This is a genomic window from Saliphagus sp. GCM10025334 (genome assembly GCF_042663485.1).
Taxonomy (GTDB): domain Archaea; phylum Halobacteriota; class Halobacteria; order Halobacteriales; family Natrialbaceae; genus Natronosalvus.
This window is the reverse complement of record NZ_JBHTAF010000002.1, coordinates 682,541-708,935: the sequence shown is the minus strand read 5'-3', so window position 1 is coordinate 708,935 and position 26,395 is coordinate 682,541. Positions and strand designations below refer to the sequence as shown.

Annotated in this window: 22 protein-coding genes and 1 other RNA gene; 9 read left to right on the top strand and 14 right to left on the bottom strand. The window is 65.0% G+C overall.

Going from position 1 to position 26,395, the window contains the following annotated elements; translation table 11 throughout:
* Positions 1–67 precede the first annotated feature (67 nt).
* The 3 genes from ACFQO4_RS11780 to gpmI form a co-directional block, all read right to left on the bottom strand.
* Entirely contained in the window at positions 68–607 is a 540-nt protein-coding gene (locus ACFQO4_RS11780; protein ID WP_500261092.1) for a GNAT family N-acetyltransferase, read from the bottom strand.
* Between the two features lie 106 nt (positions 608–713).
* Entirely contained in the window at positions 714–2,483 is a 1,770-nt protein-coding gene (locus ACFQO4_RS11775) for a sensor histidine kinase (RefSeq protein WP_500261091.1), read from the bottom strand.
* 61 nt (positions 2,484–2,544) lie between these two features.
* The gene (gene gpmI / locus ACFQO4_RS11770; RefSeq protein ID WP_500261090.1) at positions 2,545–4,080 is read right to left on the bottom strand and encodes a 2,3-bisphosphoglycerate-independent phosphoglycerate mutase; all 1,536 of its coding nucleotides are present in this window, start codon (positions 4,078–4,080) and stop codon (positions 2,545–2,547) included.
* A gap of 226 nt (positions 4,081–4,306) precedes the next feature.
* Here gpmI and ACFQO4_RS11765 point away from each other — a divergent pair, with 226 nt between their 5' ends.
* Entirely contained in the window at positions 4,307–4,471 is a 165-nt protein-coding gene (locus tag ACFQO4_RS11765) for a hypothetical protein (RefSeq protein WP_500261089.1), read from the top strand.
* A 66-nt stretch (positions 4,472–4,537) separates the two neighbouring features.
* Positions 4,538–5,326: a TrmB family transcriptional regulator gene (locus tag ACFQO4_RS11760; RefSeq protein ID WP_500261088.1), complete on the top strand. Its 789-nt coding sequence runs from the start codon at positions 4,538–4,540 to the stop codon at positions 5,324–5,326.
* A gap of 40 nt (positions 5,327–5,366) precedes the next feature.
* Here the strand turns inward: ACFQO4_RS11760 and ACFQO4_RS11755 are convergent, their stop codons facing one another.
* Positions 5,367–5,945, bottom strand: coding sequence for a cysteine hydrolase family protein (locus tag ACFQO4_RS11755; protein ID WP_500261087.1), 579 nt, complete (start codon positions 5,943–5,945; stop codon positions 5,367–5,369).
* Between the two features lie 134 nt (positions 5,946–6,079).
* Between ACFQO4_RS11755 and ACFQO4_RS11750 the strand changes: the two genes are divergently transcribed.
* Positions 6,080–7,099: a DUF7972 family membrane protein gene (locus ACFQO4_RS11750; protein ID WP_500261086.1), complete on the top strand. Its 1,020-nt coding sequence runs from the start codon at positions 6,080–6,082 to the stop codon at positions 7,097–7,099.
* Positions 7,100–7,170: 71 nt separating this feature from the next.
* On the opposite strand, the gene ACFQO4_RS11745 is transcribed toward ACFQO4_RS11750, so the two are convergent.
* From ACFQO4_RS11745 to rnpB, 3 genes are all read right to left on the bottom strand, one after another.
* On the bottom strand, positions 7,171–8,328 hold the full coding sequence (locus ACFQO4_RS11745; RefSeq protein ID WP_500261085.1) for a nicotinate phosphoribosyltransferase: 1,158 nt from the start codon (positions 8,326–8,328) through the stop codon (positions 7,171–7,173).
* A 116-nt stretch (positions 8,329–8,444) separates the two neighbouring features.
* Positions 8,445–9,188, bottom strand: coding sequence for a hypothetical protein (locus ACFQO4_RS11740; RefSeq protein WP_500261084.1), 744 nt, complete (start codon positions 9,186–9,188; stop codon positions 8,445–8,447).
* A gap of 88 nt (positions 9,189–9,276) precedes the next feature.
* An RNA gene (gene rnpB / locus ACFQO4_RS11735) (RNase P RNA component) lies at positions 9,277–9,705 on the bottom strand.
* A gap of 238 nt (positions 9,706–9,943) precedes the next feature.
* On the opposite strand from rnpB, the gene ACFQO4_RS11730 reads away from it, so the two are divergent.
* On the top strand, positions 9,944–10,123 hold the full coding sequence (locus ACFQO4_RS11730) for a DUF7470 family protein (protein ID WP_253431304.1): 180 nt from the start codon (positions 9,944–9,946) through the stop codon (positions 10,121–10,123).
* Positions 10,124–10,150: 27 nt separating this feature from the next.
* On the opposite strand, the gene ACFQO4_RS11725 is transcribed toward ACFQO4_RS11730, so the two are convergent.
* From ACFQO4_RS11725 to rnz, 4 genes are all read right to left on the bottom strand, one after another.
* Complete coding sequence (locus tag ACFQO4_RS11725) at positions 10,151–12,130, bottom strand: DUF460 domain-containing protein (protein WP_500261083.1); 1,980 nt, start codon at positions 12,128–12,130, stop codon at positions 10,151–10,153.
* A gap of 55 nt (positions 12,131–12,185) precedes the next feature.
* A complete protein-coding gene (locus ACFQO4_RS11720) occupies positions 12,186–13,442 on the bottom strand; it encodes a thiol-disulfide oxidoreductase DCC family protein (RefSeq protein WP_500261082.1) in 1,257 nt (418 codons plus the stop codon).
* Positions 13,439–14,110 carry a hypothetical protein gene (locus ACFQO4_RS11715; RefSeq protein WP_500193955.1) on the bottom strand — a complete coding sequence of 224 codons (672 nt, stop codon included), beginning with the start codon at positions 14,108–14,110 and terminating at the stop codon, positions 13,439–13,441. The genes ACFQO4_RS11720 and ACFQO4_RS11715 overlap by 4 nt, the downstream gene beginning before the upstream one ends.
* 228 nt (positions 14,111–14,338) lie before the next feature.
* On the bottom strand, positions 14,339–15,274 hold the full coding sequence (gene rnz / locus ACFQO4_RS11710) for a ribonuclease Z (protein ID WP_500261081.1): 936 nt from the start codon (positions 15,272–15,274) through the stop codon (positions 14,339–14,341).
* A gap of 194 nt (positions 15,275–15,468) precedes the next feature.
* Here rnz and ACFQO4_RS11705 point away from each other — a divergent pair, with 194 nt between their 5' ends.
* Together ACFQO4_RS11705 and ACFQO4_RS11700 are read left to right on the top strand one after the other, a co-directional pair.
* Positions 15,469–16,572 (top strand): DUF7282 domain-containing protein, encoded by a 1,104-nt coding sequence (locus tag ACFQO4_RS11705; RefSeq protein WP_500261080.1) that lies wholly within the window; start codon positions 15,469–15,471, stop codon positions 16,570–16,572.
* Between the two features lie 81 nt (positions 16,573–16,653).
* Positions 16,654–17,658: an AAA family ATPase gene (locus tag ACFQO4_RS11700; RefSeq protein ID WP_500261079.1), complete on the top strand. Its 1,005-nt coding sequence runs from the start codon at positions 16,654–16,656 to the stop codon at positions 17,656–17,658.
* A gap of 171 nt (positions 17,659–17,829) precedes the next feature.
* On the opposite strand, the gene ACFQO4_RS11695 is transcribed toward ACFQO4_RS11700, so the two are convergent.
* The 3 genes from ACFQO4_RS11695 to ACFQO4_RS11685 all read right to left on the bottom strand — a co-directional run bounded on the left by ACFQO4_RS11695 (position 17,830) and on the right by ACFQO4_RS11685 (position 22,365).
* Entirely contained in the window at positions 17,830–18,735 is a 906-nt protein-coding gene (locus ACFQO4_RS11695; RefSeq protein WP_500261078.1) for a carboxypeptidase-like regulatory domain-containing protein, read from the bottom strand.
* A gap of 239 nt (positions 18,736–18,974) precedes the next feature.
* Positions 18,975–20,783: a glutamine--fructose-6-phosphate transaminase (isomerizing) gene (gene glmS, locus ACFQO4_RS11690; protein ID WP_500261077.1), complete on the bottom strand. Its 1,809-nt coding sequence runs from the start codon at positions 20,781–20,783 to the stop codon at positions 18,975–18,977.
* A gap of 952 nt (positions 20,784–21,735) precedes the next feature.
* A complete protein-coding gene (locus ACFQO4_RS11685) occupies positions 21,736–22,365 on the bottom strand; it encodes a helix-turn-helix transcriptional regulator (protein WP_500261076.1) in 630 nt (209 codons plus the stop codon).
* A 510-nt stretch (positions 22,366–22,875) separates the two neighbouring features.
* Between ACFQO4_RS11685 and ACFQO4_RS11680 the strand changes: the two genes are divergently transcribed.
* The 3 genes from ACFQO4_RS11680 to ACFQO4_RS11670 are packed head-to-tail and all read left to right on the top strand — an operon-like array spanning position 22,876 to position 26,393.
* Positions 22,876–24,282, top strand: coding sequence for a nucleotide sugar dehydrogenase (locus ACFQO4_RS11680; protein WP_500261075.1), 1,407 nt, complete (start codon positions 22,876–22,878; stop codon positions 24,280–24,282).
* Positions 24,282–25,325 (top strand): glycosyltransferase family 2 protein, encoded by a 1,044-nt coding sequence (locus ACFQO4_RS11675; protein WP_500261074.1) that lies wholly within the window; start codon positions 24,282–24,284, stop codon positions 25,323–25,325. The genes ACFQO4_RS11680 and ACFQO4_RS11675 overlap by 1 nt, the downstream gene beginning before the upstream one ends.
* Positions 25,326–26,393, top strand: coding sequence for a DUF354 domain-containing protein (locus ACFQO4_RS11670; protein WP_500261073.1), 1,068 nt, complete (start codon positions 25,326–25,328; stop codon positions 26,391–26,393).
* Positions 26,394–26,395: the final 2 nt, after the last annotated feature.

Here is a 26,395-nt window from a genome sequence, read left to right as displayed (position 1 = left end):
ACTTGTCCGAATACGATCCCCTCGCCAGCGACGGGGGCCAGTTCGGAGGCCGAACGTGTGGGTCGGGCTACAGCTCCTTTTGCATGTGCAACACGTCGAACGGCGCCCCCTCGAGTTTCCGAACCCGCACGTCGCGGTACCCGCGTCGGCGGTAGAGCTCGGGGAGAAACGGGTGGCCGGCGAACGTCCGCAATCGCATCCGGTCGTGGTCTTCCCGCCGGGCGAGCGTCTCGACGTGCTCGATCAACTCATTGCCGATTCCCTGGCCTCGAGCGCGCGGGGGGACCGCGAGGCGGCCGAACTCGGGGATGTCGGGGTCGTACTTCCCTTCGTCGCGGTAGCGGATGGCGCCGACGAGTTTGCCGGCGGCGGGCCGGTCGTCAGCCCTGCCGCCTGAATCCCCTCCAGCGGTGACCGCGACGAACACGCGACTCTCCCGAATCCAGGCCTCGAGAGCCCCGCGGTCGGCGCGCGCCGCTCGGGAGGGAAACCCGAGGTCGACGTTGGTCGCGTAGGCGTCCCGGTAGAGGCGAGCGAGCGTCGGGGCGTCGGCCAGGGACGCCGGACGAAGAGTCACGTGGGGAGGGTCGTCGGTCGTGCCAGTCACGCGTGGACGGTGGTCTCTCGAGTATCGTCAGGGTGTCGACTGCGAGTGATCGGTGATCTCGGTCTGGCTCTGGCTTTCGGTCTCACCTTCGGTCTCGCTCTCGGTCTCACTTGGTCTCGATCTCGCCCTCGACCCCACGTTCTGCAGAGAAATCGGGATCCGGGTCGCCGTCGATACCTGGTGCCGCCTCGACGACTCCCGGCAACTCGAGTCGAACCGTCGTCCCATCGGGTCCGGAATCGAACGTCAGGTCGGCACCGAGCGTTTGGGTACACCAGACGATCACCCAAAGGCCGATCCCGCTGCCGTGCTGGAGAGCCGTCTCCGTCCCGCGTTCGAGGACCGTGAGTTCGTGGTCTGGAATACCGGGACCGTCGTCCGCGACCGTCACGATGGCCGTCGAGCCGTCCGGACTCGTCCCTTCCAGCGCGACGCGAACGCGGGGAACGTCGGCGTCCGAGTGCTCGAGCCCGTTTTCGAGCAATTGTTCGAACAGGTGCTCGAGGACGGGTCGGTCGAGCGAGAGCACGCACGACTCCGGGACGTCGACGTCGATCTCTCCGCGGCGGTGATCGAACGTTCCCGCCGCGGACGTGGCCGCTTCTCGCAGGGAAACCGGCGTTCGTTCCTCGTCGACGGTCTCGACGACGCGCTCGAACGCCCAGGCCTTCTCGCCCATCGCGATGACGCCCTCGACGTCGGCCTGTGCGCCAGCGAGCTGGTCACGGAGCGCCTCGTCCTCGAGTTGCTCGGCGACCATCCCGATGTACCCGTGGGCGGCGTTGAGTTCGTTTCGAAGGTTGTGCCGAAGAACACGATTGAGAATCTCGAGGCGCTGTTTTCGGCGCCGCTGGGTCGTGACGTCCTGAAAGACGAGGAGCCGTCCAACGGACGCCCCCATCGGGTCCTGGAGCGTCGAGTTCGAGCAGGTAAACTCTCGAAACCCACCATCAGTGGCGACCGAAACGACCTGGTCGTCGGTCTCGAGGTCGATCTCGGTCTCGGTACCGGTGACGTCCTCGAGTTCACGTCCCAACGGGTCGTCGGTGCCGTCGGAATCGAACAGCCGTGCGGCGCTGTCGTTGTAGGTTACGAGTCGGTCGTCGGTATCGAGTGCGACGACCGGGTTCTCGAGTTCTTCGATGGCGTTTCGCTCCACGGTTCGACGGGTGACCGGGCTAAACTCGAACATTCGGCCGCTCACGAACGCGTACCCGTCGAGGACGACGTGCGGGAGGAACATGATCGTCGTCAGATTTAGCTGTGGGGTGGCCCCCAGTTCGAACGCCCAGACGAAGAGCGCGATTCCCGGCGGAAACGCACTCAACCCGACCGCGAGGGCCTCCCGTCGGTACAGCGGCCCGTAACTGAGAACCGTATCGAACAGCACCATCGTTCCCGCGGCGACGGTCAGCATGCCGATGCCGATGGCGACGTACCCCCACCCCCCGAGGGTGTAGGAGGCTGCAGCAACGCCGTAGACCGGATTGAGGGCGAATCCAGTCCAGACGAGGCCGTGGATCGGGTTCGTGAGAATTAGCGCCGTCGTGACGGCCGACGTTCCCAACAGGGCCTGGAAACTCCAGGATCGAACGATGTTCGCACGGCCGGTGTAGGTGAGCGCAAAGCCCAGAAACAGCGGGCCGATCCAGTTCATCGAAACCAGGACGACCATCTCGAGGGCCAGCCTGGCGGCCGGATCGTAGACGAGGAGGGCACAGGCGTAGGCGAAACACCAGACGGCCTGGCAGGACAGCGTGAGCAGAAACCAGTATGCGCCGGGTTCGTTCCGGTACTTCCAGAGGTAGCCGACGAGAACGAGCGTCCCGACACCCGCGAGCAACGACGCGGCCACCGGCCAGGCTGTGAGGGACACGATACCAGTGGTGAGTACAGCTACTTGCCTATTTCGGCTGTTTGAACCGGTCCGGCGTCGGCTACTCTCGTACGAGTAACGACTCGCCGGTCATCTCCGGGGGCTGCGTGAGACCGATGCACTCGAGCATCGTGGGCGCGAGATCGGCGAGCGTCCCGCCCTCGCGAACCCGAATCCGGACGTCGCCGGCGCTCGAGGCCCCCTCGGGAGCCACGTAGAAGAACGGCACGTCGTTATAGGTGTGGGCCGTGTGTGGCTCCTCTTCGGTCCCCATGTCGTCGGCGTTGCCGTGGTCGGCGGTGACGAAGACGTGCGCGCCGTGGGCCTCGAGGGTGTCGAGCAACCGACCCAGCTGGGTGTCGACGGCCTCGACGGCTTCGACGGCCGCGCGGTAGTCGCCGGTGTGGCCGACCATGTCGGGATTGGCGTAGTTCAGCACCAGGACGTCCGGATCTCGGCTCTCGATGGTGTCGATGGCTGTGTCGGTCACCTCGGGGGCGCTCATCTCCGGCTGGAGGTCGTAGGTGGGGACGTCCGGGCTCTCGACGATCTTCCTGACCTCGCTGTCGAACTCGACCTCGCGGCCCCCGTTGAGGAAGTAGGTGACGTGGGCGTACTTCTCGGATTCGGCGATCCGGAGCTGGGTCTTGCCGGCGTCGGCGAGCACCTCACCGAGAACCTTCGAGGGCTGGGTCGGCGGGAACGCCACCGGGAGGTCGAACGTCTTGTCGTACTGGGTCAGCATGACGACCTCGACGTCGGGCGGGCGCGTCTCGAATTCCCACTCCGGGCGAATATCGGCGAGCATCCGGGTCAACTGACGAGCGCGGTCGGATCGGAAGTTGAACCAGACCACCGAATCGCCGTCTTGCAGCGCTGGCTGGCTCGAGATCGTCGTTGGCTCGACGAACTCGTCGGTCACGCCGCGCTCGTAGGAATCGGTGACGGCCTCGACGGCCGAGGGCGCCTCGAAGGCGGCGTCCTGATCGACGATGGCGTCGTACGCCCGCTTCGTCCGCTCCCAGTTCTGGTCGCGATCCATCGCGTAGTACCGGCCCGAAACCGTGGCCACGTCGCCCGTTCCCGCCTCGTCGATCACGGCCTCGAGTTCCGTGAGGTAGCCCTCGCCGCCGTGGGGCGAGGTGTCCCGGCCGTCGGTGATGGCGTGGGTGACCGCCTCGACGTCGCGGTCGGCGGCCATCCCGATCAGCGCGTGGAGGTGTTCGTGATCGGCGTGGACGCCGCCGTCGCTGACGAGGCCGAGGAAGTGGACCCGCCCGTCATTTTCGAGCGCGTGGTCGAAGGCGGCGTCGATCGCCGTGTTGTTCCGAAAACTGCCGTCGCCGACGGCGTCAGTGATGCGGGTGTACTCCTGTAAGACGACCCGGCCGGCGCCGATATTGAGGTGGCCGACCTCGCTGTTGCCCATCTGGCCGTCCGGGAGGCCGACGCGCCGGCCGGCGACCTCGAGGCTGCCCGACGGCCCTGTTCGAGCCAGTCGGTCGACGACGGGCGTATGCGCCGCCTCGACCGCGTTCCGTCCGCCGTCGTCGCTTCCGAGGCCCCAGCCATCGAGGATAATGAGTGCCGCGTCCATGCTCGAGGGGTACCGGTCTGGCCGTATTTAGCTGTCGCTCGGGAGTGCCCGTCGCGGAATACGCGATCACTGCTCTTTGATACGAATTTTATAGTATGGACTTCGACCGGGCCGTTTTCGCCATCTCCACCGCCCCTTTCGCTGTTGCTCCTCCCGTAACAACGCGGCAGGTGTCCTCCTCAGAGTCCCATTCAGTATATATCCGGTTCGATCGAATTCGGGGGCAGTGACAGCGAGAACGAGAACGGCGGCGCGGTGTACCGAATGCGAGCGAGCGCTAGCGGCGTGGCAGTTCGCTAGCGGGAAGGTCGTCCCGATCGGGAGCGTGAGCGGGTGTCCGTGCGGTGCGACGTCGTTTCGCGTCCTGGCGAACGGCAACTCGGAGGCGTAGCCAGGCGATCGCCTCGAGGACCGGGTGAAGGGCGAAGCTTTTGGTGTTCTCGGTCCTACGACGACCGTGTCTCGAGCAGACGAAGCGGTTTCTTCCCTGCAATCCGCCGGGCTAACCGAATACGAGGCGCGCTGTTTCGTTGCGCTCACGCAAATTTCGACGGGGACCGCGAAGGAGATCAGCCAGGTGGCCGAGATCCCCCGCTCGCGGGTGTACGACACCGTCGAACGGCTCGACCGGCGGGGGCTCGTGGAGGTGCAACAGACCGATCCGCGCACGTACAAAGCCGTCCCGATAGAGATGGCGATGCGACGGATTCGAGAGGATTACGAGTCGCACATCAGCACCGCAGAGAACGCCCTGCAACAGGTCGAAGAGCCGGAATCGAAGGAAGAAGAGGGAATGTGGGCGATCACGCACACCGACCACGTCGTTGAGCGCATTCTCATGTTCCTCGACGACGCCGAGGAGAGCGTTCACCTTCTCGTCGCCGACGACGATGTGCTCGATCAACGCGTTCACGCGCACCTCCGACAAGCCGACGACCGCGGCGTTCGCGTGATCGTCGAGGTGCCCGACGAAGACGTACGGGACCGCTTCTCGGAGGCGGTTCCGGAGGACCACGTCGTCGTCTCCCCCGATCTCGCGTCGACGGAGGCGGTCTACTCCGAGTGGCCGGGTCAACTCCTCATGGTGGACGAACGGGCGGTCCTGGCCGGCGGAATCACGGAGAGCGACCTCCCCGACGTCACCCACGAGGTGGCGGTGTGGACGTACGGGGACGACCACGGGTTCGCCGTGTGGATACGCGAACTCTTAACCGACCGACTGCGAAACCGAGACGCCGATCGGTAGCCCGGGTGCATCGTCCGAGGACTGGCACGCGCCTCGCGGGCTACGTCCCGTCGAACGACAAGTCGTCGCTCTCGACGACTTCTCCGAAAAGCCAGTCCGCGTGCTGCAGGGCGTACTCGTGGTGGTCGTCCTCGAGCGCCCCGATGCAGTCCGAAACCATCAGCGGGCGGTAGTCCCGAAGCCCGGCGCTCCCGCCAGTGTGGAGGACGCAGACGTTCGCGAGGGTGCCACAGATGACCAGATCCTCGATTCCGCGCGTGGAGAGCCAGCCGTCGAGCTGGGTCTGATGGAAGGCGTCGTAGGTGTGTTTCTCGACGACGAGGTCCTCCTCGCGAACGTCGAGTTCCTCGACCAGTTCGGCCTCCCACGACCCCTCGAGGACGTGTTCGCCCCATCGGTCGAACTCGTCGTAGTAATGGGCGTCCTCGAACTGTTCGGGGGGATGGACGTCACGGGTGTAGACGATTCGGCTCCCCGCCTCTCGCGCTCGCTCGACCAGGGCCGCGATTGGCTCGATTACGGACTCGCTGCCCGGCGCGTACAGCGCCCCGTCGGGGTGACAGAAGCCGTTTTGCATGTCGACGACGATCACCGCCGTGGTGTCTGGCTCGAGGTGCATAGTCGAAAATACCCACTCTCGAGCCATAAATCCACGCGCGGCGGATCGGTCCAGGCGTAGATCACACTCGAAACTCGGCCCCATCGACTGCAACGAAGACACACGCTTTTTTCGACGGTCGTTGACGCCGATCCATGGGCACCGAGCGAGCGATCGACGAGACGAAGACCCAGAGCGACCTCGTTCACGAACGACTTCGCGAGTCGCCGGCCCAGCGCTGGATCTTGCTCGACGGGAATCGCTACGTGTTGACGGCCCTCTTTGCCGGACTGGTGTTCACCGTCTGTCTGGCGATCGGGGCTGCCGGCTGGATTCCGGTCGCGAATCCCGCTACGGCGACGACGCTCGTCGGCGCGATCGTCGGTGGCACCCTCCCGTTCATCACCATAGTCCTCGCGATCAACCAGCTCGTCCTCTCCCAGGAACTGGGGTGGACCGGCGACCTGCAACAGCGCTACGAGGCGATGACCGACTTCCGACGAACGGTCGAAGACGCGACCGAGACGCCGGTTAGCCCGGCCGCACCTGCCGAGTTCCTCCGGCTCATCGTCGACGCCGTCGTGGCTGCGGTGGGCGACCTCCAGTCGGACGCGACGGACGCCGACGGAGCCGTCGCCGCGAGCCTCGAGACGTTCGCCGGAGCCGTCACGGAGGAAGGCGAGACCGTCTCGAAGGCGCTCGAGACCGCGGAGTTCGGGACGTTCGACGCGCTCTCGGCGGTCCTGGGTCACTTCAACGGGGCGCACCTCCACGCCGCCCGGACGATTCGAGCCCGGTACGCCGACGAACTCTCGATAGAGGCCCTCGAGGGGCTCGACTCCCTGATCGAACTGCTCGGCTACCTCGCCGTCGCCCGCCAGTCGTTCAAGACGCTGTACATGCAACACGAACTCGCTCACCTCTCGAAACTCCTGTTGTACGTGGGGTTCCCGACGCTGCTCGGCGGCGGCCTGTTCATGATGACGTACCCGTCGATCATCGCGGGCCTCGAGAGCACGCTCGCGCTCGTCGTCGTCGTGAGCGTCGCGGTCACGCTCGCCTTCCTGCCGTTCGTCGTCCTGCTGGTGTACACCTTCAGAATTGCGACGATCGCCAGCAAGACCGCGGATTTCGGCCCCTTCGTCCCCCGGGTGGACGTCAAGGTCGACGAGTGAGTGGCCCTCGAGGAGGCCAGTACTATAGACGAGCGATAGACGCGAGCTCGAATCCGACGAGTGGACGGCTCTCAGTCGTCGCTCCCGAACCCGACCGCCGCCGCATCGGCGAGACACCGCTCGGTCGCCGCCTCGAGGTCCGCCTCACGGACAATCTCGCCGTCGCGAACCAGCGGCTCGAGGAGGGCCTCCCCGTCCTCGGGGACGGGCTGGTCGGCCAGCCGGACCTCGTGACCGCCGTCGGCGGTGCGGTAGACCTGCTTGTCTCCTGAGAGCTTCCCGCGTTTCGAGGTCATCTCGCCCTCGATTTCGACGATGTCGAGCGCGAAGTCGACGCTGTCGGCACCCGTCACGTAGCTCCCGATCCCGAAGCCGTCGGCGACGTCTCGGAGCTCTCGGATCGTCTCGGGGGTCAGCCCGCCGCTGCAGAAGATGTCGACGTCCTCTCGGCCGCGGGCGTCGAGTTCCCAGCGGATCTCGCGGGCGATGTGACGGAAGTCGCCGCGTCGCGAGCCAGTCGTATCCAGGCGAACCCCGTCGAGGCGGTCGCCGAGGGTCTCGGCGGCGAGCAGGGTTTCGCTACTCTCGTCCCAGAAGGTGTCGACCAGGGCGACTCGAGGGACGTCCTCGGGGACGGCCTCGTCGAAGGCCGTCCAGGCATCGTCCTGCTCGCCTTCGCCGAAGATGAGCATCAGCGCGTGGGGCATCGTCCCGCCGGCCTCGCGCCCGAGGACGTCGCCCGCGGCGACGTGGGAGAAGCCGTCGAGTCCGGCGAGCAGGGCCGATCGTTCGACGGTAGCGGCGATGGCGGGGTGGACGTGGCGCGCGCCGAATGAGAGGACCTGCGAGTCGGGTGCGGCCAGACGGGCCTCGAGCGCCGCTGTTGCAAAACCGCTGGGCTGGGAGAGAAAGCCCAGCAGGGAGGTCTCGAGTTCGGCGAACTCGAGGTACGGCCCCTCGATGCGCATGACCGGCCCGCCGTCGAACAGCGTGCCCTCAGGGAGGGCGTCGACGTCCACGTCGCGGCCCTCGAAGAGCGTCGCGACGTCGTGGACGCCCGCGAAGACCTCGAACTCCCCTGTTGGAAACTGGTCGGCCGTTACCTCGGTGACAACGCGGGGGTTGCGACCCGCGTGTTCGAGGGTCGTCCGGGTACGCTCGAAGTAGGCGTCGGTGGCCCGTCCCTCGAGGATAGCCTCAGTGGGGACGATTCCGAACGGATTCGACATACTCTCGCTTTCCGGCGCGAGGCGTTAAAGTTCCCGTCTCGCGTCGGGGTGGGTAGCGGGCGACGCCATCCGTGACTACTGTAGGTGCAACCGGAGTTTGAGCTTGAGGTACCTTCTTATGACATCGTGCTATGGTTTACGTCGTGAAACGTCGACCGTACCTCACGACTCTCGGGTCTGGTCTCGTCGGAGGGTGTCTCTCGAGCGTCCCTGGCGTCGACGACGACAGGACCAACGTGACCAGTTCGGCACTCGCGCCAGCGGAGAACTGGCCCAACGAGGTGGTCGCCGAGGAATCGTTCGACCGGTCGGCGACGCCGATCTGCGTCGACGGCGAGGATCGCAACGGGCGCATCGAGAGTAATCCGGGTGGCACGATCACGGATCACCACTTCTTCGACGACGACGCGACCGACCGATACGGCGTTCGCGGACGCATCGAGTTCGACGATCTCGGTAGTTACATGGAAACGGTACGGGCGACGTTCGAACGCAGCGACGGCGAGCGTGTCATCGAGAGTCGGTCGCTCTTCAGGCGGAGTCGGGAGACGTACCTCTTCGAGATCGTCACGACGGAGGGGAGCGCGGACGCCGTCGACCGATACACGCTCGCGGAACCGGACGGCGGAACGTCGGATCCGGGCCCGACGATCGAAGACGGGTCGGCTCTCGTCGAGAACGAGTGGGGCCAGCTGGGGACGGCTGACGGCGACCCCGTCTACGGGGCCGCGGTTACGCTCCGAAACGCGACGGAGGCGAAAACCGGTGAGGCCGGAGTCGTCGTCGAGGCGCTGCTCGAGGACGGAACCGTCGCGTTCAACGATTCGGCTGGTGCCGAACTCGAGCCGGGCGAAACGCACACCTTCTACTTCCCCTCACTGCAGTGCGATCCGGGCGCTGTGACCGAGACGGTGATTCGACACTGGTTGCTCTCGAGGGCGCAAAACTGGGTGAGAGGAGTAAGCCCCCTTCTGTTCGACCCGGCATTCGGCTGAGCGTCCGCGCCGCCCGCCTGAGGCGGTTCTGTCGGGCTACCTGCGACGCGGACTTGCACCGGTGAGGATTCGCCGTTCCATCGATCCTCGGCCGTCCGTGGGGCGGCTACACCGCCCCAGCGTGGCCGCAAGGCGGCCACACGCTCTCTGCGGGTTAACTCCCCGTCCTCGCGGTTGGGTTCGCGCGCATCATCGATCGGGCCGAGACGTGTCGTTGCTGTTCCAGAGCCAGCGGTCTCCCGCTCCGGACTTGCGTCCGGTCACCCGCCCGACGGGTGGGGGGACTTTCCTCGCGGGCGCGAGCGCCCGAAAAACGAGCGCTCGCGTTGGGTGGCCGACCCGTTTCCGGACCGGCCATCGCGGCAGCCAGGCTCTCTCTCCCATCGGTTCTAGGGTCGGTCGTCGGTTAAGTGTCTCGTTTACGCGTATTTGCGTTCGGGGGGCTGACGCTCGGCGCTCAAAGTTCGGCGTTCGAGGTTCGACGCTCGAGGCTCGGCGTTCGGTGGTCGGCGGCTGGCGTTCGGCGCTCGGCAATCGGGTTCCGAAAATCGCCCCTCGTTTCGACTCGAGCCCCGCTCACAAACCACCGCGATTAAGAGTATCGACTGTCCACAGCGGGTATGCGCAAAAATCTCGGTCCGCTCGGAATCCTCGGCGTGATCCTCGCGATCGCCGGAATCGCCCTGATCGCCACCCAGAATTACCTGATCGCTGGCGGCCTCGCCCTCATGCTCATCGGGGTCGCCCTCGTCGTCAAGTCGCTGGTGACGGGCGTGCTCCAGTCGTTCGGGATGGTTTAGGGCTCGAAAAAGACACGCCGAATCCGGTCAGGCCTCGTTATCGCCCGCCCGGTGCTCGCTGATGAGCCGATCGACCATCTCCGCTTTCTGATCGCGCTCGCGCTCGAGCGCCCGGTCGTGCCAGTCCTCGATGACCGCCTCGACGTCCGATTCGCGGGCGACGGCCAGTTCGTCCACTTCCTGCATCGCCACGTCGTCGCCGGGGCCGACCGGAATCTCGCGGTCGAAGAGGATGGCGTCGGCGATCTCCGAGAGGTTGCCGTTCTTCAAAACGACTCGCGGCTCGAAACTCGCCAGGAGTTCCGCGGTCGAGCGCCCCGCCCCGCTGGCGTCGCGCACGTAGACCACGTCGCCAGGCGCGATGCCGTAGGCCTCCTCGGCCGCCCGGATCGCCCCTTTCGTGAACTTCTCGATTACCTTCACGGGGACGAGGCCGGCCTTCTTCTCGGCGACGTCCGCGAAGTTCGAGTGATCGAGCTTCCAGAGCGTCTTCATCCGCTCGACTTTCTCCTCGAGGGCCTCGACCTCCTCGCGGGCCTCGTCGCGCTCGCTCTCGAGGCGGTCGGCCTTGCGCTCGAGGCGGCTCACCTCGCGCTCTTTACGGATCTGGCGGCGTTCCTCTCGGCGGGTGACGGCGAGTTCGGCCTCGAGGTCCTCGATCTGTTCGTCCCGATCCTCGATTCGTCCCTCGAGCGTCTCGACGTGGCCCTCGAGGCGTTCGACCTGGCGCTCGAGGTCGCGGATGCGCCGTTCCTCGGCCGTCAACTCTCGAGGCTGGTGTTCGCTCTCCTCTTCGTCGTGTTCTTCGTCCTCGGTCAGATCCTCGAGGACGGTCTCGACGGTCTCGCCGCCGGCGACGACCCGGGCCGTTACCTCGCCGCGGTCGATTCCGGCGGGGAGTTTGCGGGCGATGCGCTCGAACTGGTCCTCGTGGGCGTCGACGGCGTAGAGGGCGGCGGCCATCGCGTCGCGCTGGTGGTCGTCGTCGTAGGGTTCGTCCGCCGTGCGGTGCTGTTTCTCGTCGACGGGCAGGTCTCGCTGGGGCGTCCAGCCCGCCGCGTCGAAGCTCCGGCGGATCTTCTCGACGGTTTCGGGCATCGGCGTCACGTCCGCGGCGACGATCACCGGGCGGCCGCGCTCGACGATCCACTCGATCACGTCGGCCATGGTGTTCGTTCGGGAACTCCAGACGTCGAGCACCTCGCCCTGGAGGCCGACGATGGCGACCGCGGTGGTCGTCCCGGGGTCGACGCCGACGACGACGTGATCGCGGCGCTTCGCGAGCGGGCGAAACTCGATCCCGTCGCGTCGTTCCCGTTCGATCTCGACGCGCACGTCGCCCGAGCGCTCGTTCGACACCGGAATGTCCTGGGGGCGGCCCTCGACGGTGAACACCGCGTTGGCGAACCCGCCGTAGGCTTCCCGGACCTCGCGTTCGAACTCGAGGCCGGCATCCTCGAGGGCGCTCTCCACTTCGCGGGCGCGACGCTTGACGGAGCCGTGGATCCGGCGCGTGTAGCGGTCGGCGCTCCAGCCGCCCTTGCCGGTCGAGCGGCCCCTGGAGACTTTAACCTCCGTGGTGTCGGTAAAGGCCGATACCTCGTAGCCGACGCTGTGGGCCGCCAGACGGGCCGCGGCCTCGGCTTCCTTCATGGGCTCCTTGCCGTAGGGAACCCCGTGGCGCTTCGCGACTCGTGAGAGCGATTCGGGTCGTTCGTCGCCGGTCACCTGGACGAGTTTGGTCCCGGCAGGGAGCGACCCGAGAAAGTGGATCAACTGGTCCTTGTCCGCGGCCAGTTCGTACATATTGTCGGTCGCGACGATGGCAGGTTCGACGTCGGCGATCAGGCGGCGCAGTTTCCGGTGGGAGACGACGTCTCGCTCGAGGCCGTCTTCGTCACCGTCGTAGACGACGAGTGCGTAGGAGGGTGCGTCGCCGCGAACGTCACCGCTCTGAACGTCGACGCCGAAGACGACCGCGTCGAGTGCGTTCGTTCGCGTACTCACGGCGCAGTATAGGGCGGAACGACGTATAAATCCGACGCGAGGGCGAAAAAACGGCTCAGGACTGTTCGGCGTCGATACTGCAGACGAAGTGGCGACTCCGGTTGCGCGCGATGTAGGCGTAGACACGGTTGCCGACCATCCTGACCGGTGGGAGTGCCATCAGGAGGGTAATCGGGGCGAAGACCCGGAACTGTTTGAACAGCTGGCGGAACGCCTCGTAGCCGCCGTAGGCCTCGTCGCCGCGGAACAGGTACATTTCCTTGTCGAGGTCGACGCCGTCGCGGTCGACGAGTTCTCGCGGCGCGTCCGACTGCGAGCGGAATCGAACGGAGTCGTTGACGTCGAGGTACTTGAAGAGATAGAGGCTCCGGGCGCAGAAGTAACAGCGCTCGTCGTACACCAGCGTGACGCTATCGTCCGCGTCCGCGGCGAGCCACCGGTAGGCGACGTCCCAGGCGGCGAACAGCGAGAGGACGAGGACCATGTCGATGAAGTACAGCCCCAGCGTCGCGACCACGGCGAGGTGGAAGCCGATCAGGCCGAGCGCGGACAGCGTGATCGGCAGGCCCAGCAGGACGACGACGATGAGCGACGCCTGGACCAGGCCGGTGCCGAGGAACCCGAGCCACGACAGCACGTCGTACTCCAGGATCGGCGCGGCGAGCGGGCGTTCCTTGCCGGTCAGCTCCTGGGCGAACAGGATGTCGCGCTGGAGTTCCGCACCGGAGAGCCAGATGTCGATCGGGCCGTTCATGAACTTCCCCCAGGCCGAGCCGAGGTACAGGAGGCCGATGGCGAGCAGTCCCCACTTCAGTGCTCGCGCACGATGTGTCTCGTCGCTCCCCTCCTTCAGGAACGTATTCAGCTGGTCGATGGACTTCTCTTTCGTTTCGATCACGGTGTCGGCCGACAGCACGTCGTCCTCACAGAAGAGCGCGAACAGGAGGATCATGTACGCACAGGCGAACAGCGACTCGATGGTCCCCGCCAGGTAGATCGTCGACTTGACCGCCAGCATGTGCATCATCACCAGGCTGGCGAGTCCGCCGGACCACCGGGTCTTGTAGCCGACGATGAACAGAACGAGCAACCCGGCCAGGACCCACTGCAGGTACGGCAACAGGGTGAAGAAGATGTCCTGGTAGAGGTAGGCGAGTGGCGGGTTGAAGTGACGGGGCCACTCACCGTAGAAGCCCCACTCGAGCGAGAGCATCCGCCAGAGCACCCACGACCCGAGGAGCACGCGAACGACCGCGAGGTTGATCGGGGTCGACCGGGCGTCGTCGGCGAAGTAGTTGACGAACGCGCTCATGCCCGCTCACCCTCGTGTTCGATCGCGGTTTCGTTCTCGTCGACGGTCCCGTTGGCCACGTCGATGGTGACCAGGTGCGTCTCCTCGTTTCGTTCGACCGCGCTGTGTTCCTCGTTGAACGTCACGGTTCGTTCGTAGATTCGGACGGCCTCGAACTCCTCGTAGTTCTCGAGTTGTGCGGCGGTCCACTGGTGGTCGTCGACGTACCGCGGCGGCTGCAACGCCTCGTAGGCCGGCGGGCCACCCGATTCGATCGTCTGTCGATAGTCGTTGACGCTTCGAATGTAGAATTCACCCATCTCCATGCGTTCCTCGTCGGTATACTCGTACGCCATCTCCCCGGCGACCGACGACGTCCGCGAGCCGGTCAGCGGCGGGGTGGCGCGGTCGTCGAGCTCGAGTTCGTTCCCCGCCGAGTCGACGATCCGGACCTCGTAGTAGGTCATCTCGTCGCTGTTGGGCTGGGAGAACTTGTGCATCTCGACGACGGGCATGACGGTCATGCCGACGACCGTCACCGCCAGCAACAGGGCGAAAAAACACGCCAGCCAGACCTTTTTCGCGATGGATCTATTGGCGAACGCCAGGACGCCGATCGTCCCGACGAAGAACAGAATGTACACCGCCGGAAAGACGATGTCGGTGAAGGGTTTGATGTACTCTAACACTGCGTACTCACCATATCGGCCGGTCGACGATGAGTTATATAGCAATTACGAACGTAAAGTCGATGAACTGAATCTAAATTCGACTACCGTCTCGTTAATATATGATCTGGTTTCCGACATGTCTAGTTTATGCGCTTGTTAGTCGCCGAACGCTTCCCGCCACCGGCTGGACGAATCGCCCTCGATCGTCGCCTCGAGTGGTCGACTCGTCGCTTTTCGAGCATCGTCTCACTCGTCCGGATACGGAATCTTCAGGGAGTCCCCGTCGTCGGGAATTGAGACGGCCTCCGGATCACCGTCGAAGGCTTCCCTGGCTTCCGCGAGGTGGGGCGTCGATCGGCCGGCGTACCGCGAGGAGAGGTGCACCAGCGCGAGGCGCTTCGCACCGGCCCGGCTGGCGATTCGTCCGGCCTGTCGCGCCGTCGAGTGAGCGGTGTGGTCGGCGCGCTCGGCCCAGTCGTCGGCGAACGTCGCGTCGTGAATCAGCAGGTCGGGGTCGTCGGTGACCTCGAGGGTCGCCTCGGTCGGGCGCGTGTCGCTGGTGTAGACGAGCGACCGGCCGGGACGTGGCTCGCCGACGACCTGCTCGGGCCGGACGACGGTGCCGTCCTCGAGTTCGACCGGCTCGCCCTCGTGGAGTCTGGAAAAGGCGGGGCCGACGGGGACGCCGAGTTCCTCGGCTCGCTCGCGGTCGAAGCGGCCCTTCCGGTCGTCCTCGACCAGCGCGTAGCCGACTGATCGAGTGTCGTGGTCGGTGTCGAACGCTTGCACCTCGTAGTCGTCGCCGCGGTAGGCGACGCTCCCGCCGTCGACCTCGTTGATTCGGACCGGAAACGAGGGTCGGTTGCCGAGCAGCGAGACGAGCGACCGAAGGTGACGGCGCGTCCCGCGCGGGCAGTGAATAGCCAGCGGGTCCTCGCGGTCGTTGAACGCCATCGTCTGGAGGAGGCCCGGAATCCCGAGGACGTGGTCGCCGTGGGTGTGCGTGACGAACAGGTGCGAGACCGAGAAACCCGTTCCGAAGCGCATCATCTGGCGCTGGGTCCCCTCGCCGGCGTCGAACAGGAACTGCTCGCCCTCGCGGGCGACGAAGAGGCTGCTCGGGTTCCGACTGGTCGTCGGAATCGCCCCACTCGTCCCCAGGTACGTCACGCACAGTGTCATTGGTCCGTGATCAGTCCGCTGGGGCTAAACCCGCTTCGAATCCGAATCCGACCGTCGACGCGTCCGACCTCGAGAGCGAGGCGATAGAGTCGACGTGATCGAACCGGTATTCGACGACTACACCGGCAATTCGATGGGAACGAACCGGTCATTTTACCGTGTGTGTCTCGTAAGACGATGTACTCGAAGCTTCGATGAGTTCGAACCTCTCGCTCGGAACGGCCAAACTGCTGCTCGCGCTACTGGTCGCTATCGCCGTCGTCCTCGCTGCTGGACTCGCCGTCGGTCAGGCGCCGGCGTTGTTTGGCGTCGAAGAAGAACCCGAGGCGTCGATCACGTTCCCCGATCAGACGACTAACGGCTCGAGCGTCGAGGTCGAGTCGGTCACGCTCTCCGATGGGGGGTTCATCGTCATCACGAACAGCGCCGGCGAGACGGTCGCGGTCTCCGACCGCCTCGATGCCGACTCGTACGATAACGTCACGATCGAGCAGGACGACGAGGACAGCGGCGACCTCGTCGGACAACTCACGGCGACAGTTCACCAGGACACGGCGAACGAAGGGACCTACATGTTCGAGGAGAGTGACGGCGAGGAAGACCGGCCGTACATCGAGGACGGCTACCCGGTCAGCGACACCGCGAGCGTCACCCTGAACGAGAGCGAGGGCGACGCCCCGACCGACTCGTTCCAGGTGGAATCGCTCTCACTTCCCACGACGGCGACGACCAACGAAACCGTCACCGTGGAGGGCGACGTCCGAAACCCACGAGACGTCGAGAATCGCCAGCACGTCGAGATTCGCGTCGACGGTGAGGTGCTCGAGCGAAGGATCGTCTCCCTCGAGGCTGGGGAGACCACCACCGTCAGCTTCGAACTCGAGACGGCGCAACTCGACCCCGGCGATCGGACGATTGGCATCTACACGACCGACCACGGCCAGCTCGACACGCTCACCATCCAGTACGACACACCACCCGACCTCGAGGTACTCGAGGCGAACGAGTCGACGGCGACCGTCAACGTCACGCTCCCCGAAGACGGGTTCCTGACCGTCGAAAACGAGTCGCAGGCCGTTCGTGGGATTAGCGAGAACCTCTCGGCGGGGACCCACGAGAACGTCACTCTCGAGTTCGACGCCGAGGGCGAGGAAACCCTGTTCGTCGTGCTCTACTCGGGCGAGTCGGACGAGTACGACGCGGAAGAGGGATTCCCGAACGCCGATCCGATCGTCGTCGACGGCGATCGCATTCAAGCGGCGCTCCCGTCGGACGAGGACCAGATCCAGGAGGGGTAGCGTCCGAGGTACTGACCGCTAACCGCTGACCGCTCCCGTTAACCGACCGATTCTTACCTCACCCCTCCCTACGGACAGGCGATGGACGCGCCGCTGTGGACGGAAACGTACGCGCCGACTCTCGAGGAGTTGCCCCAAGACGACGCTCGTGCGTACCTCGAGCGCGCCGTCGAGGAGCCGATCAACCTCATTTTGCAGGGCCCGCCTGGAAGCGGGAAGACGGCGGCGGCGAAGGCACTTGCGGCGGCGGCACATGACGACCCGGACAACGACCTGATCATCATCAACGTCGCGGACTTCTTCGGGCGGACGAAGACCGAAATCAAGAACGACCCTCGGTTCGCACACTTCCTGACCGGCCGGTCGTCGATGTCGAAACGCGACATGATCAACCACGTCCTCAAGGAATCGGCGAGTTACGCCCCCGTCTCGGGGTCGTACAAGACCGTCCTCCTCGACAACGCCGAGGCTGTTCGCGAGGACTTCCAGCAGGCGCTACGCCGAATCATGGAACAGCACCACCGGACGACTCAGTTCGTCCTCGCGACGCGCCAGCCTACGAAGCTCATCCCGCCGATTCGGTCGCGGTGTTTCCCCGTCTCGATGCGCGCGCCCTCGAGCGAGGAGACGGTCACCGTCCTGGAGCGGATCGTCGAGGCCGAGGACGTCGATTACGACCGGGACGGCCTCGAGTTCGTCGCGGGCTACGCGGACGGCAACCTCCGGCGGGCGATCCTGGCGGCCCAGACGACCGTCGAAACCGAGGGCGAACTCACGATGTCGACGGCCTACGAGACGATCGGGACCGTCGGCTACGGCGACGAGGTCGAGTCCATGCTCGACGACGCCGAGGCGGGCGCGTTCACCGACGCTCGGTCGACGCTCGACGAGTTGCTCGTCGACGAGGGACTCGACGGTGGGGAGGTCCTCGAGGAAATCCTGACCGTCGCCAGGAAGCGCTACCAGGGCGAGGCGCTCGCGCGGATGCACCGCCTCGCGGCGGACGTCGAGTTCGAGATGACCGAAGGGGCGAGCGATCGCATTCACGTCGGCCACCTGCTCGCGGAACTGGGGCGGAACGCCTGATTTCCGGGACACCGGTGGCTGATGAGCAGCGGTAATTCTGGGTCCGAGGTATAGCTCTCGAGCGCCGTCTCCCGTGTCGACTACCTAGTCGTCGAGCGTTGAAAGCGATCGAATCCGCACAAAAACAGACGATCGAGTGCGGTCGGATGCCAGGTCCGCAGTCACCTGGCGTTAGCCGTCGGTCTGGGTGTCGTTGGTCGTCTCGTTGTCGTCGCCGTCGCTATCGCCTGACTCCTGGAGCGTGGCGATGAGCATCTCGTCGTCGCCGGACATCTCGATGGTGGTCTGGGCGCCTTCGTAGCCGTCCGCGGTCACGGTGACCTCGTACTCGCCGTCCTCGAGTTCGAACTCCGCGAACCCGTTTCCGTCGGTCGATTTCTCCTCGCTGTATCCGAAGATCATCCCGTCGTCTTCGACCTGGACGGTGGCGCCTTCGATCGGGTTGCCGTCCTCGTCTTCGACGATGAGGCTGAGTGTCGACGTTTCGCCGTCACTGCCGTCGTCGCTGTCGTTGTTATCACCGTCGTCGCTGTCACTGCCATCGTCGCTGTCACTGCCATCGTCGCTGTCACTGCCATCGTCGCCGTCACTGCCATCGTCGCTGCCGTCATCACTCCCATCGTCACCGCTGCTGCCGTCGTCGCTACTACCGTCGTCATCGCTTCCGTCACTGCCATCGGTACTATCACTATCATCACCGTCTCCGCCATCACCGTCTCCACCATCGCTATCTTCGCCATCACCACTGTCGCCACCGCCATCAGTATCCGTCTCGTCACCGTCCGATCCGTCTTCGGTCTGCTCGCCGCCATCGCTATCGCCATCGCCGCTCGGATCGTCACCCCCGTCGGAATCTCCATCCTCGGAAGGTTGCTGGAATTCGTCGTCGTCACCCGAAGAGCCCGAATCCCACGGTGCGAGCCCGCCAACTGGCCCATCCGATCCGATGAGGCTCGATCCGCCTGCGGCGAGTACCAGCCCGGCGACGAGGAAGGCGACGCCGATGAAGACGAGTAACAGCTGTACGCCGGTGTGGATCGATCGCGTCTCGTTCGTCTGTTGGTCGTAATTTTCCATGGTTCTTACCTCTGGTGTGTCGGTCGATCGTGACTCGAGTGCGAACTCGAGACGGCTGTGTCCATACTTCTCGTACCAACCGTCAGCCTTTCATTATACGGCTACTAAGCCGCTCGCGACTCGAGCCGTACAATCGCTGTGAGCGGTACTGGTCGACGGTTCCTTGTTGTGGTCCGATGACTGTTAGTAATGGTACTGAGCGCAACGTCGAGTGGGAGGCGAGAAAGAGCCGAGAGAGACTACTCGACCGTGACGCTCTTCGCGAGGTTCCGTGGCTTGTCGATCGGTCGACCGAGCTGGTTCGCCGCGTGGTACGACACCAGCTGGAGCTGTACTGTCGCCAGCAGACCCGCCCAGACGGGGTGAGTCTCCGGAATCTCGAGCTGGGCGTCGGCGACGTCGGTCAGCGGATTCCGCTCGGGGCCGACGGCGATAATCGGTGCACCTCGGCTCTGGGCTTCGATCGCGTTCGTCTTGGTCTTCTCGTCGTTCGCCCCCGTACAGGTGGCGAAGATTGGCGTTTCGTCGGTCACGAGCGCGAGCGGCCCGTGCTTGAGTTCGCCCGAGGCGAACCCTTCCGCGTGCTCGTAGGTAATCTCCTTGAACTTCAGGGCCCCCTCGAGCGCCACCGGGTGACCCAGGTCGTTCCCGATGAAGAAGTACGACGGGCTGTCGACGTACGCCGCCGCCAGTCGCTTCGCATCCGTCGACTCGAGTAGCGTCTCGACCTGGCCTGGAAGCCGCTCGAGGTCCTCGAGGAGTTCGGCCTGGTCGTTCCGGGGCGTAGCGGAGGGTACGTCGGCGGCGAGTCGCTGACCGAGCAGGGTCAGCGTGACCGCCTGCGAGGAGAACGTCTTCGTCGCGGCGACGCCGACTTCCGGCCCCGCCCGAATGTACAGCGCGCCGTCGGCGGTTCGCGCCGCTGTCGAACCGACGACGTTGGTGACGGCGAGCGTTCGCGCCCCCTGTTCGGCGGCGCTGCGGAGCGCCTCGAGTGTGTCGGCCGTCTCGCCGCTCTGGGTGACGGCGACCGTCAGCGTTCGCTCACAGACCGGTCCTGCGGTCGAGTCGTACTCGCTCGCGCGGACGACTTCCGTCCGAATCCCGGCCTCGCGGAGCTGTTGGGTGCCGTACATCGCCGCGTGGTAGGAGGTTCCGCAGGCGACGAACTGGACGTACTCGACCTCGGAGAACGTCCCCGCGGGGAGGTCCTCCAGGACGACCTCGCCGTCGTCGACTCGCCCCTCGATGGTGTTGGCGAGCGATGTCGGCTGGTTGTTGATCTCCTTGAGCATGTAGTGGTCGTACTCGCCCTTGCCGGCGTCTTCGGGGTCCCACTCGACGGTATCGACCGACCGCTCGATCGGGGCGCCCTCGAGATCGGTGATCCGGTAGCTGTCGGGCTCGAGTACGACGACGTCGCCGTCCTCGAGGTAGATCACCTCGTCAGTGTGATCGAGGAACGCGGGGACGTCGCTCGCGAGGTACCACTCGTCGGCGTCGAGTCCGAGGACGAGCGGGGATCCCTTTCGGGCGGCGTACACGGCTTCTTCGCCGTCGACGATAGCGGCAATCGCGTAGCTTCCCTCGAGCGTCGAGACGGCGCGTCGAACGGCCGTCTCCGTGTCGGGGGTCTCAGCCCGGTACTCGTCGATCAGGTGCGGGATGACCTCGGTGTCGGTGTCGCTCCTGAAGACGTGGCCCTTCGCCTGGAGTTCGTCCCTGAGTTCGTCGTAGTTCTCGATGACGCCGTTGTGAACGACGGCGACGTCACCCGCGGTGTCTGTGTGAGGGTGGGCGTTCGCGTCCGTCGGCGGCCCGTGGGTACTCCATCGGGTGTGCCCGATTCCGATGTTCCCGCTCGGTTTCGTCTGGAGGCGGGACTTGAGGTCGGCGACCTCTCCCGAGCACTTGTGAACCTTCACGCCGGAGCCGTTCTGGACGGCGATCCCGGCGGAGTCGTAGCCGCGGTACTCGAGGTTCTCGAGCGACGAGAGGAGCGCCTCGGTCGCGTCGTCGCGACCGACTCGCGCGATGATTCCACACATTAGCCGCTCACCTCTGGAGCAGACGCCGCGGCTGGCGGTGCCGTGACGGACGAACGAGACGACCGACCAGCGGTCGACCGGACCACTGCGTCGGTTTTGGTGGTCGTGCTCGTCGAGACAGCGGTGCGTAGATGGCGGCTAGTTCGTGTCATGGATGTGTGGTACCCGTGATCCTCCGCCAGCTGGCGGGTGGGCATCTACTCGTTCACCAGACGGAATGACGGTATTACTATACCTCAGGTAAGACGCATCCTGGCCCCTCATAGTTCCCTGTTAAAACCGTTTCACAGGATACGAACGTACGTTCTACCGATCATTGGTGCCGGTATCAATGGGTTAGACCCACTCAGACCACTGATCTCGTTTGGGGTTCGGCTCCCCGAGGAGTCGTCAGACGGGTGGCTGACGGCCGATATTCCTTCGAACAATCATTACATCGCCGAGGTATCGAGAGCAGCTCACCGACCGTGTCGACACGCCCGATAATTCTCTCCGTCTCGTGGCCTGGTCGTCCGTGGCATTGATGGACGCGTTCGTCGAGCCCGGCCGGGTCTCGAGTGCGTTCTCGATCGTCGGCGCAGGTCGACGGGCGGTACAGTGGAGCCAGAGTTTCCTCGAGCCCTCTCGTGAGGATACTGCGAGCCGTTTCGTCGTTCGAGCGACGCCTACAGACGGGTCCAAGAGTGCCGGAGCTCTCCGGTGGCCCGGTGAGCCCCGCCAGTATCGGAGGGGTCAGGACGAAGCATCGAAAGAATGGAAGCCGATACCGGCGGTCGCTCCGTCGGTACCTTCGACGTGTACCGAGAATACGCTGAACCGGAGCACTCGGTCGTGAGGTGTACTGTGGTGAGTGCGATTGCGATTGCGATTGCGATTGCGGTGGTGGTGGTGGTGGTGTGGTGCGATTGCGATCGACAAACGGCGACCGATACGCCGCACAGACGCGTGTCTGTTATTCTTGTTGTGCCTCCGGAACCAGCGTGATGTGATTCTCGCGACCGATCGAGATCTTCTCTATCACTCCCTCGTCGTGCATATCCGAGAGAATGCGACTTACCTTCGACTTCGACCATCCCGTTTCCGACGCGATCTGGTGTTGACGGAGCGTTCCGTCGTTCTGCATGAGCAGCTTGATCACTTCTCCCTCGTCGCTCAGGAGCAACGAAGGAGTGGAAGCCGAGACGGCATGGTGGAACTCGTGCCCGGTGCTGTGCTGGTCGTCCGTCGGTTCGTCGCCCGCCGGATCCGAGAGTGAACCCCCCAGGGTGACGCTGATCTCTCGAGCGGACAGGACGTACGCGAGACGAATACCGACGAGACCACCGACGAGCAGCGAGAGCACGGTCACCAGAACCATGTCCCAGTCCGATGCGGGCCGGTTCGTGAACCAGTTCACGAACGCGACCGCGGGTGCCCCGTTACCGATCGTCGCCATCCCCGCCGACAGCCCAATTCCGTGCGTGCGGTGGTCGCACTCACGGGAAGGCGATGGACGACTGACGACGTCGGGACGAGACGCACACACCGACTCGGAGCGTGCTGTGGAACCACGGTCGGTGGCGCTGTCGTCTGTCGACCGCACGTTCGCAGGCGCTGGCTGTGGAGTCGAATCGGTCGACTCCCCAGTGTCGGCCCGGGAACGTACGACCCCGGACGGGGCAACATCGATCTGAGAGGTGGGTGCCGTCATATCTTCGGTCCTTCGGAGCTGGTTGGTGATCGGTTTCGGTATCGGTGATCGGATGATCACGCACGGCCGAGCCGACCGATCGAAACGACGATCGGGGACGACCGTACGTCCACTAATACGAGACACCCTTTTCATTATAAAGCGCTACAGGCCCGCTTAACGGCAGGCTAAGCCCTCGAGGCGCTTCTGTGGCTCAATTTCGGCTGATACCCCGGTGACTGGCCGGTACCGGCCCTGAGAACGACCGTCTCCGCCGCTGCAACAGTTTTATCAGCGGTATAGTAAACGGAGGGAGGCTGGAAAGAGGGAATAGCGCGTCCCACTCCCGGGATCGCCACATGAACGACCTTCCGATCGGTCGGACCCGGTCGGCCGGCACACGAAGAAGACGGTGATGTACCTATGAATCCACCACTCAGCAATACGGAATCGCGAAGCGAGAATCGATCGAACGTGCCCGTCGTCACGGACTACTCCCAGCGGGGCCAGGAGGGAACGCTCGAGGAGCCAGCGATCGAACGCGCACGTGAAGCGACGATCTGCGTCGTCGGGCTGGGCTACGTTGGACTGCCACTCGCCGTCCGATTCGCCGAGGCCAATTTCGATGTCGTCGGCTTCGACGTCGACGAGTCGAAGGTTGAAACCCTCCAGAACGGCGTCGACACGACCGGCGACCTCACCGACGAGGCCGTCGCGGAAAGCGGCGTTTCCTACACGACCGAGGCCAGCCAGATCGCCGACGCCGACTACGTCATCATCGCGGTTCCGACGCCGGTCGACTGCGACAACCGCCCGGACTTCGACTTCGTCGAGGCAGCCGCGAGCACCGTCGGCTCGAAGATGACTGCGGGGGCGACGGTGATCCTCGAGTCGACCGTCTACCCGGGTGCGACCCGCGAGGTCATGATTCCCGCGCTCGAGGAGGCCTCCGGGATGACCGCCGGCGAGGACTTCTTCGTCGGCTACTCGCCCGAACGGGCGACCCCGGGCGACGAGGAACACGGCCTCGCGGACGTCGTGAAGGTCGTCAGTGGGCAGACAGAGCAGGTACTCGAGGACGTCGCCGCCCTCTACGAGTCGGTCGTCGACGCCGGCGTCCACCGAGCCCCTTCGATCGAGGTCGCCGAGGCGAGCAAGGTCGTCGAGAACACCCAGCGGGACCTCAACATCGCCTTCGTCAACGAGCTGTCGATGGCCTTCGAGCGACTCGGCGTCGACACCCGAGCGGTCCTCGAGGCCGCCGGGACGAAGTGGAACTTCCACGACTACCGGCCGGGGCTCGTCGGCGGACACTGCATTCCGGTCGATCCGTACTTCCTGGCCTACCAGTCCGAGCAGGCGGGATTCACGCCGGAACTCATCCAGACGGGCCGTGCGGTCAACGAGCAGGTACCACAGCACGTCGCCGACCTGACGATCAAGGCGCTCAACGAGTGTCAGAAGACTCTCTGTGAGAGCCGCGTTCTGGTTCTGGGCCTCTCGTATAAGGCCGGCGTAGGCGACATTCGGAGTTCGAAAATCGCGAACGTCGTCGAGAAACTCAAGGAGTACGACATCGGCATCGAAGGATACGATCCGTTCGCAGACGCCGACGCCATTCACGACGAGTTCGGAATCGACGTCCAGACCGAACTCGACTTCACCGACTTCGACGCGATCCTCCTCGGTACACCGCACGAGGAGTTCGTCGAGATGGACCTCGAGCACGCCGCCGCCGAACTCAACGAGAAACCGGCACTGGTCGACGTGACCGCGGCACTCGACGAGAACGCCGTCGCTGATGCTGGCTTCGTCTACCGGAGGGTATAATGTACCGCGGACACACCATCGGCGTCATCGTGCCAGCGTACAACGAGGAAACGCACGTCGGCGGCGTCCTCGAGACGATGCCCGATTTCGTCGACCGAATCTACGCCGTCGACGACCGCTCGACCGACGACACCTGGCAGATCATCCAGGAGTACGCGGCTCGCTCGAGACGGTCGACCGACGAGGGGCGCGTCGATCCGGCTACCGACGAGCGGGTTGCACCGCGCGCCTTGCTCTCCGACGGTGGAGCGATCGGGGGGACAGAGATCGTCGCGATCCGCCACGAGGAAAATCAGGGCGCCGGCGGGGCGCTCAGGACCGGATACGTTCGCGCGCGCGACGACGGAATGGACGTCGTCGTCACGATGGACGCGGACGGCCAGATGGATCCCGACCAGCTCCCGAAGCTGCTCGATCCGATCGTCGAGGGCGAGGCCGACTACGCGAAGGGCAACCGACTCGCCGACCGGGAGAGCCGACGGGAGATGCCGCCGTTTCGCCTGTTCGGCAACTGGGTCTTGACGCAGTTGACGAAGGTCGCCAGCGGATACTGGAGCCTCCAGGACCCACAAAACGGGTACACGGCGATCACCAACGAGGCGCTGTCGGCGGTCGACATCGAGTCACTGCCGGACGATCACGAGTACACCAACGACTTACTCGTCAGGCTCAACATCGCGGGGATGCGCGTCGCCGACGTCTCGATGCCGGCGAAGTACGCCGACGAGGAGAGCACCATCGACTACAAGCGATTCATCCCGATCACGTCGGTGACGCTGCTGCGTGGCTTCCTCCAGCGAATGCGAGTGCGCCTCGCCGACGATCGTAGCGACCCGACCGCGCTCGGGTACCTGATCGGCGTCGCGTCGCTGGTCGGAGCCGTCGCGTTCGCCGGCGGCGCTACCGCGAACGCCCTCGAGGGCGAGACGTCACTTCGCGAACTGTTCACGACCGGGTTCGCGTTCGTCGCAAGCGCGGTCGTCTTCCTGGTTGCGATGGTGATCGACGCCGGTGAGAACACGGAGAAGGGGGTGCGTCGGTAGATGCGCGTTATCGTGACGATCCAGCACCCCGGACACGTCCACTTCTTCAAGCACGCGATCGCCGAACTCGAGTCCAACGGTCACAGCGTTCACGTCTTCGCGCGCGAGAACGAGGTGGTGACGGACTTACTCGAGTGCTACGACATCGACCACGAGATCCTGGCCGGCGAGTCGAACTCGCTGCTCTCGCTGGCGGCGGTCCAGGCGACCTACGAGGCGAAACTGCTGGCGCGAGCGCGTCGCATCAAGCCCGACGTCATCACCGCGATCGGCGGCGTCGCTGCCGCCCACGTCGCGAAACTCGTCGGTGCGAAGAGCGTCGTCTTCTACGACACCGAACACGCGACGATCATCAAGGCGCTCGCGTACCCGTTCGCCGACGTCGTCTGTACGCCGGAGTGTTACGACGGCGACATCGGTTCGAAGAAGGTCGAGTACCCGGGCTATCACGAACTCGCGTACCTCCACCCCGACCGGTTCGAACCCGATCCCGGGATCCTCGAGGAAGCCGGGCTGGAACCCGACGACACGCTCGTCGTGATGCGCCTGAGCAGTTGGGACTCCTCGCACGATATGGGACAGGGCGGCTTCGACGATCCGGTCGAGGCCGTCGAGCGACTCGAGGACGCCGGCGCCGAGGTCGTGCTCACGTCGGAGGTTCCCCTCCCCGACGAACTCGAATCGAACCGGCTCACGACGTCGCCCGACCGGATGCACGACCTGCTCGCGTACGCCGACTGTTTCGTCGGCGAGGGCGCGACGATGACCGCCGAGGCTGCGGTGCTGGGCACGCCGGCGGTGTACGTCAACTCCCTGTCGCTCGGGTACACGACCGAACTCGAGGAGGAGTACGGCCTCGTGTTCAACTTCAACGGATCGGACCGCCACGCCCGCTCGCTCGAGAAGGCAATCTCGGTGATCGAGGAAGACGACCCCGAGAAGTGGGGCCGTCGACGCGAACGACTGCTCGCTGACCGGATCGACGTGACAGACGTCATCGTCAGGGAGGTCGAAACCGTCTCCGGGACCAGGCTCGATCGGCCGGCGCTCGCCGCTAACGCTGACTGACA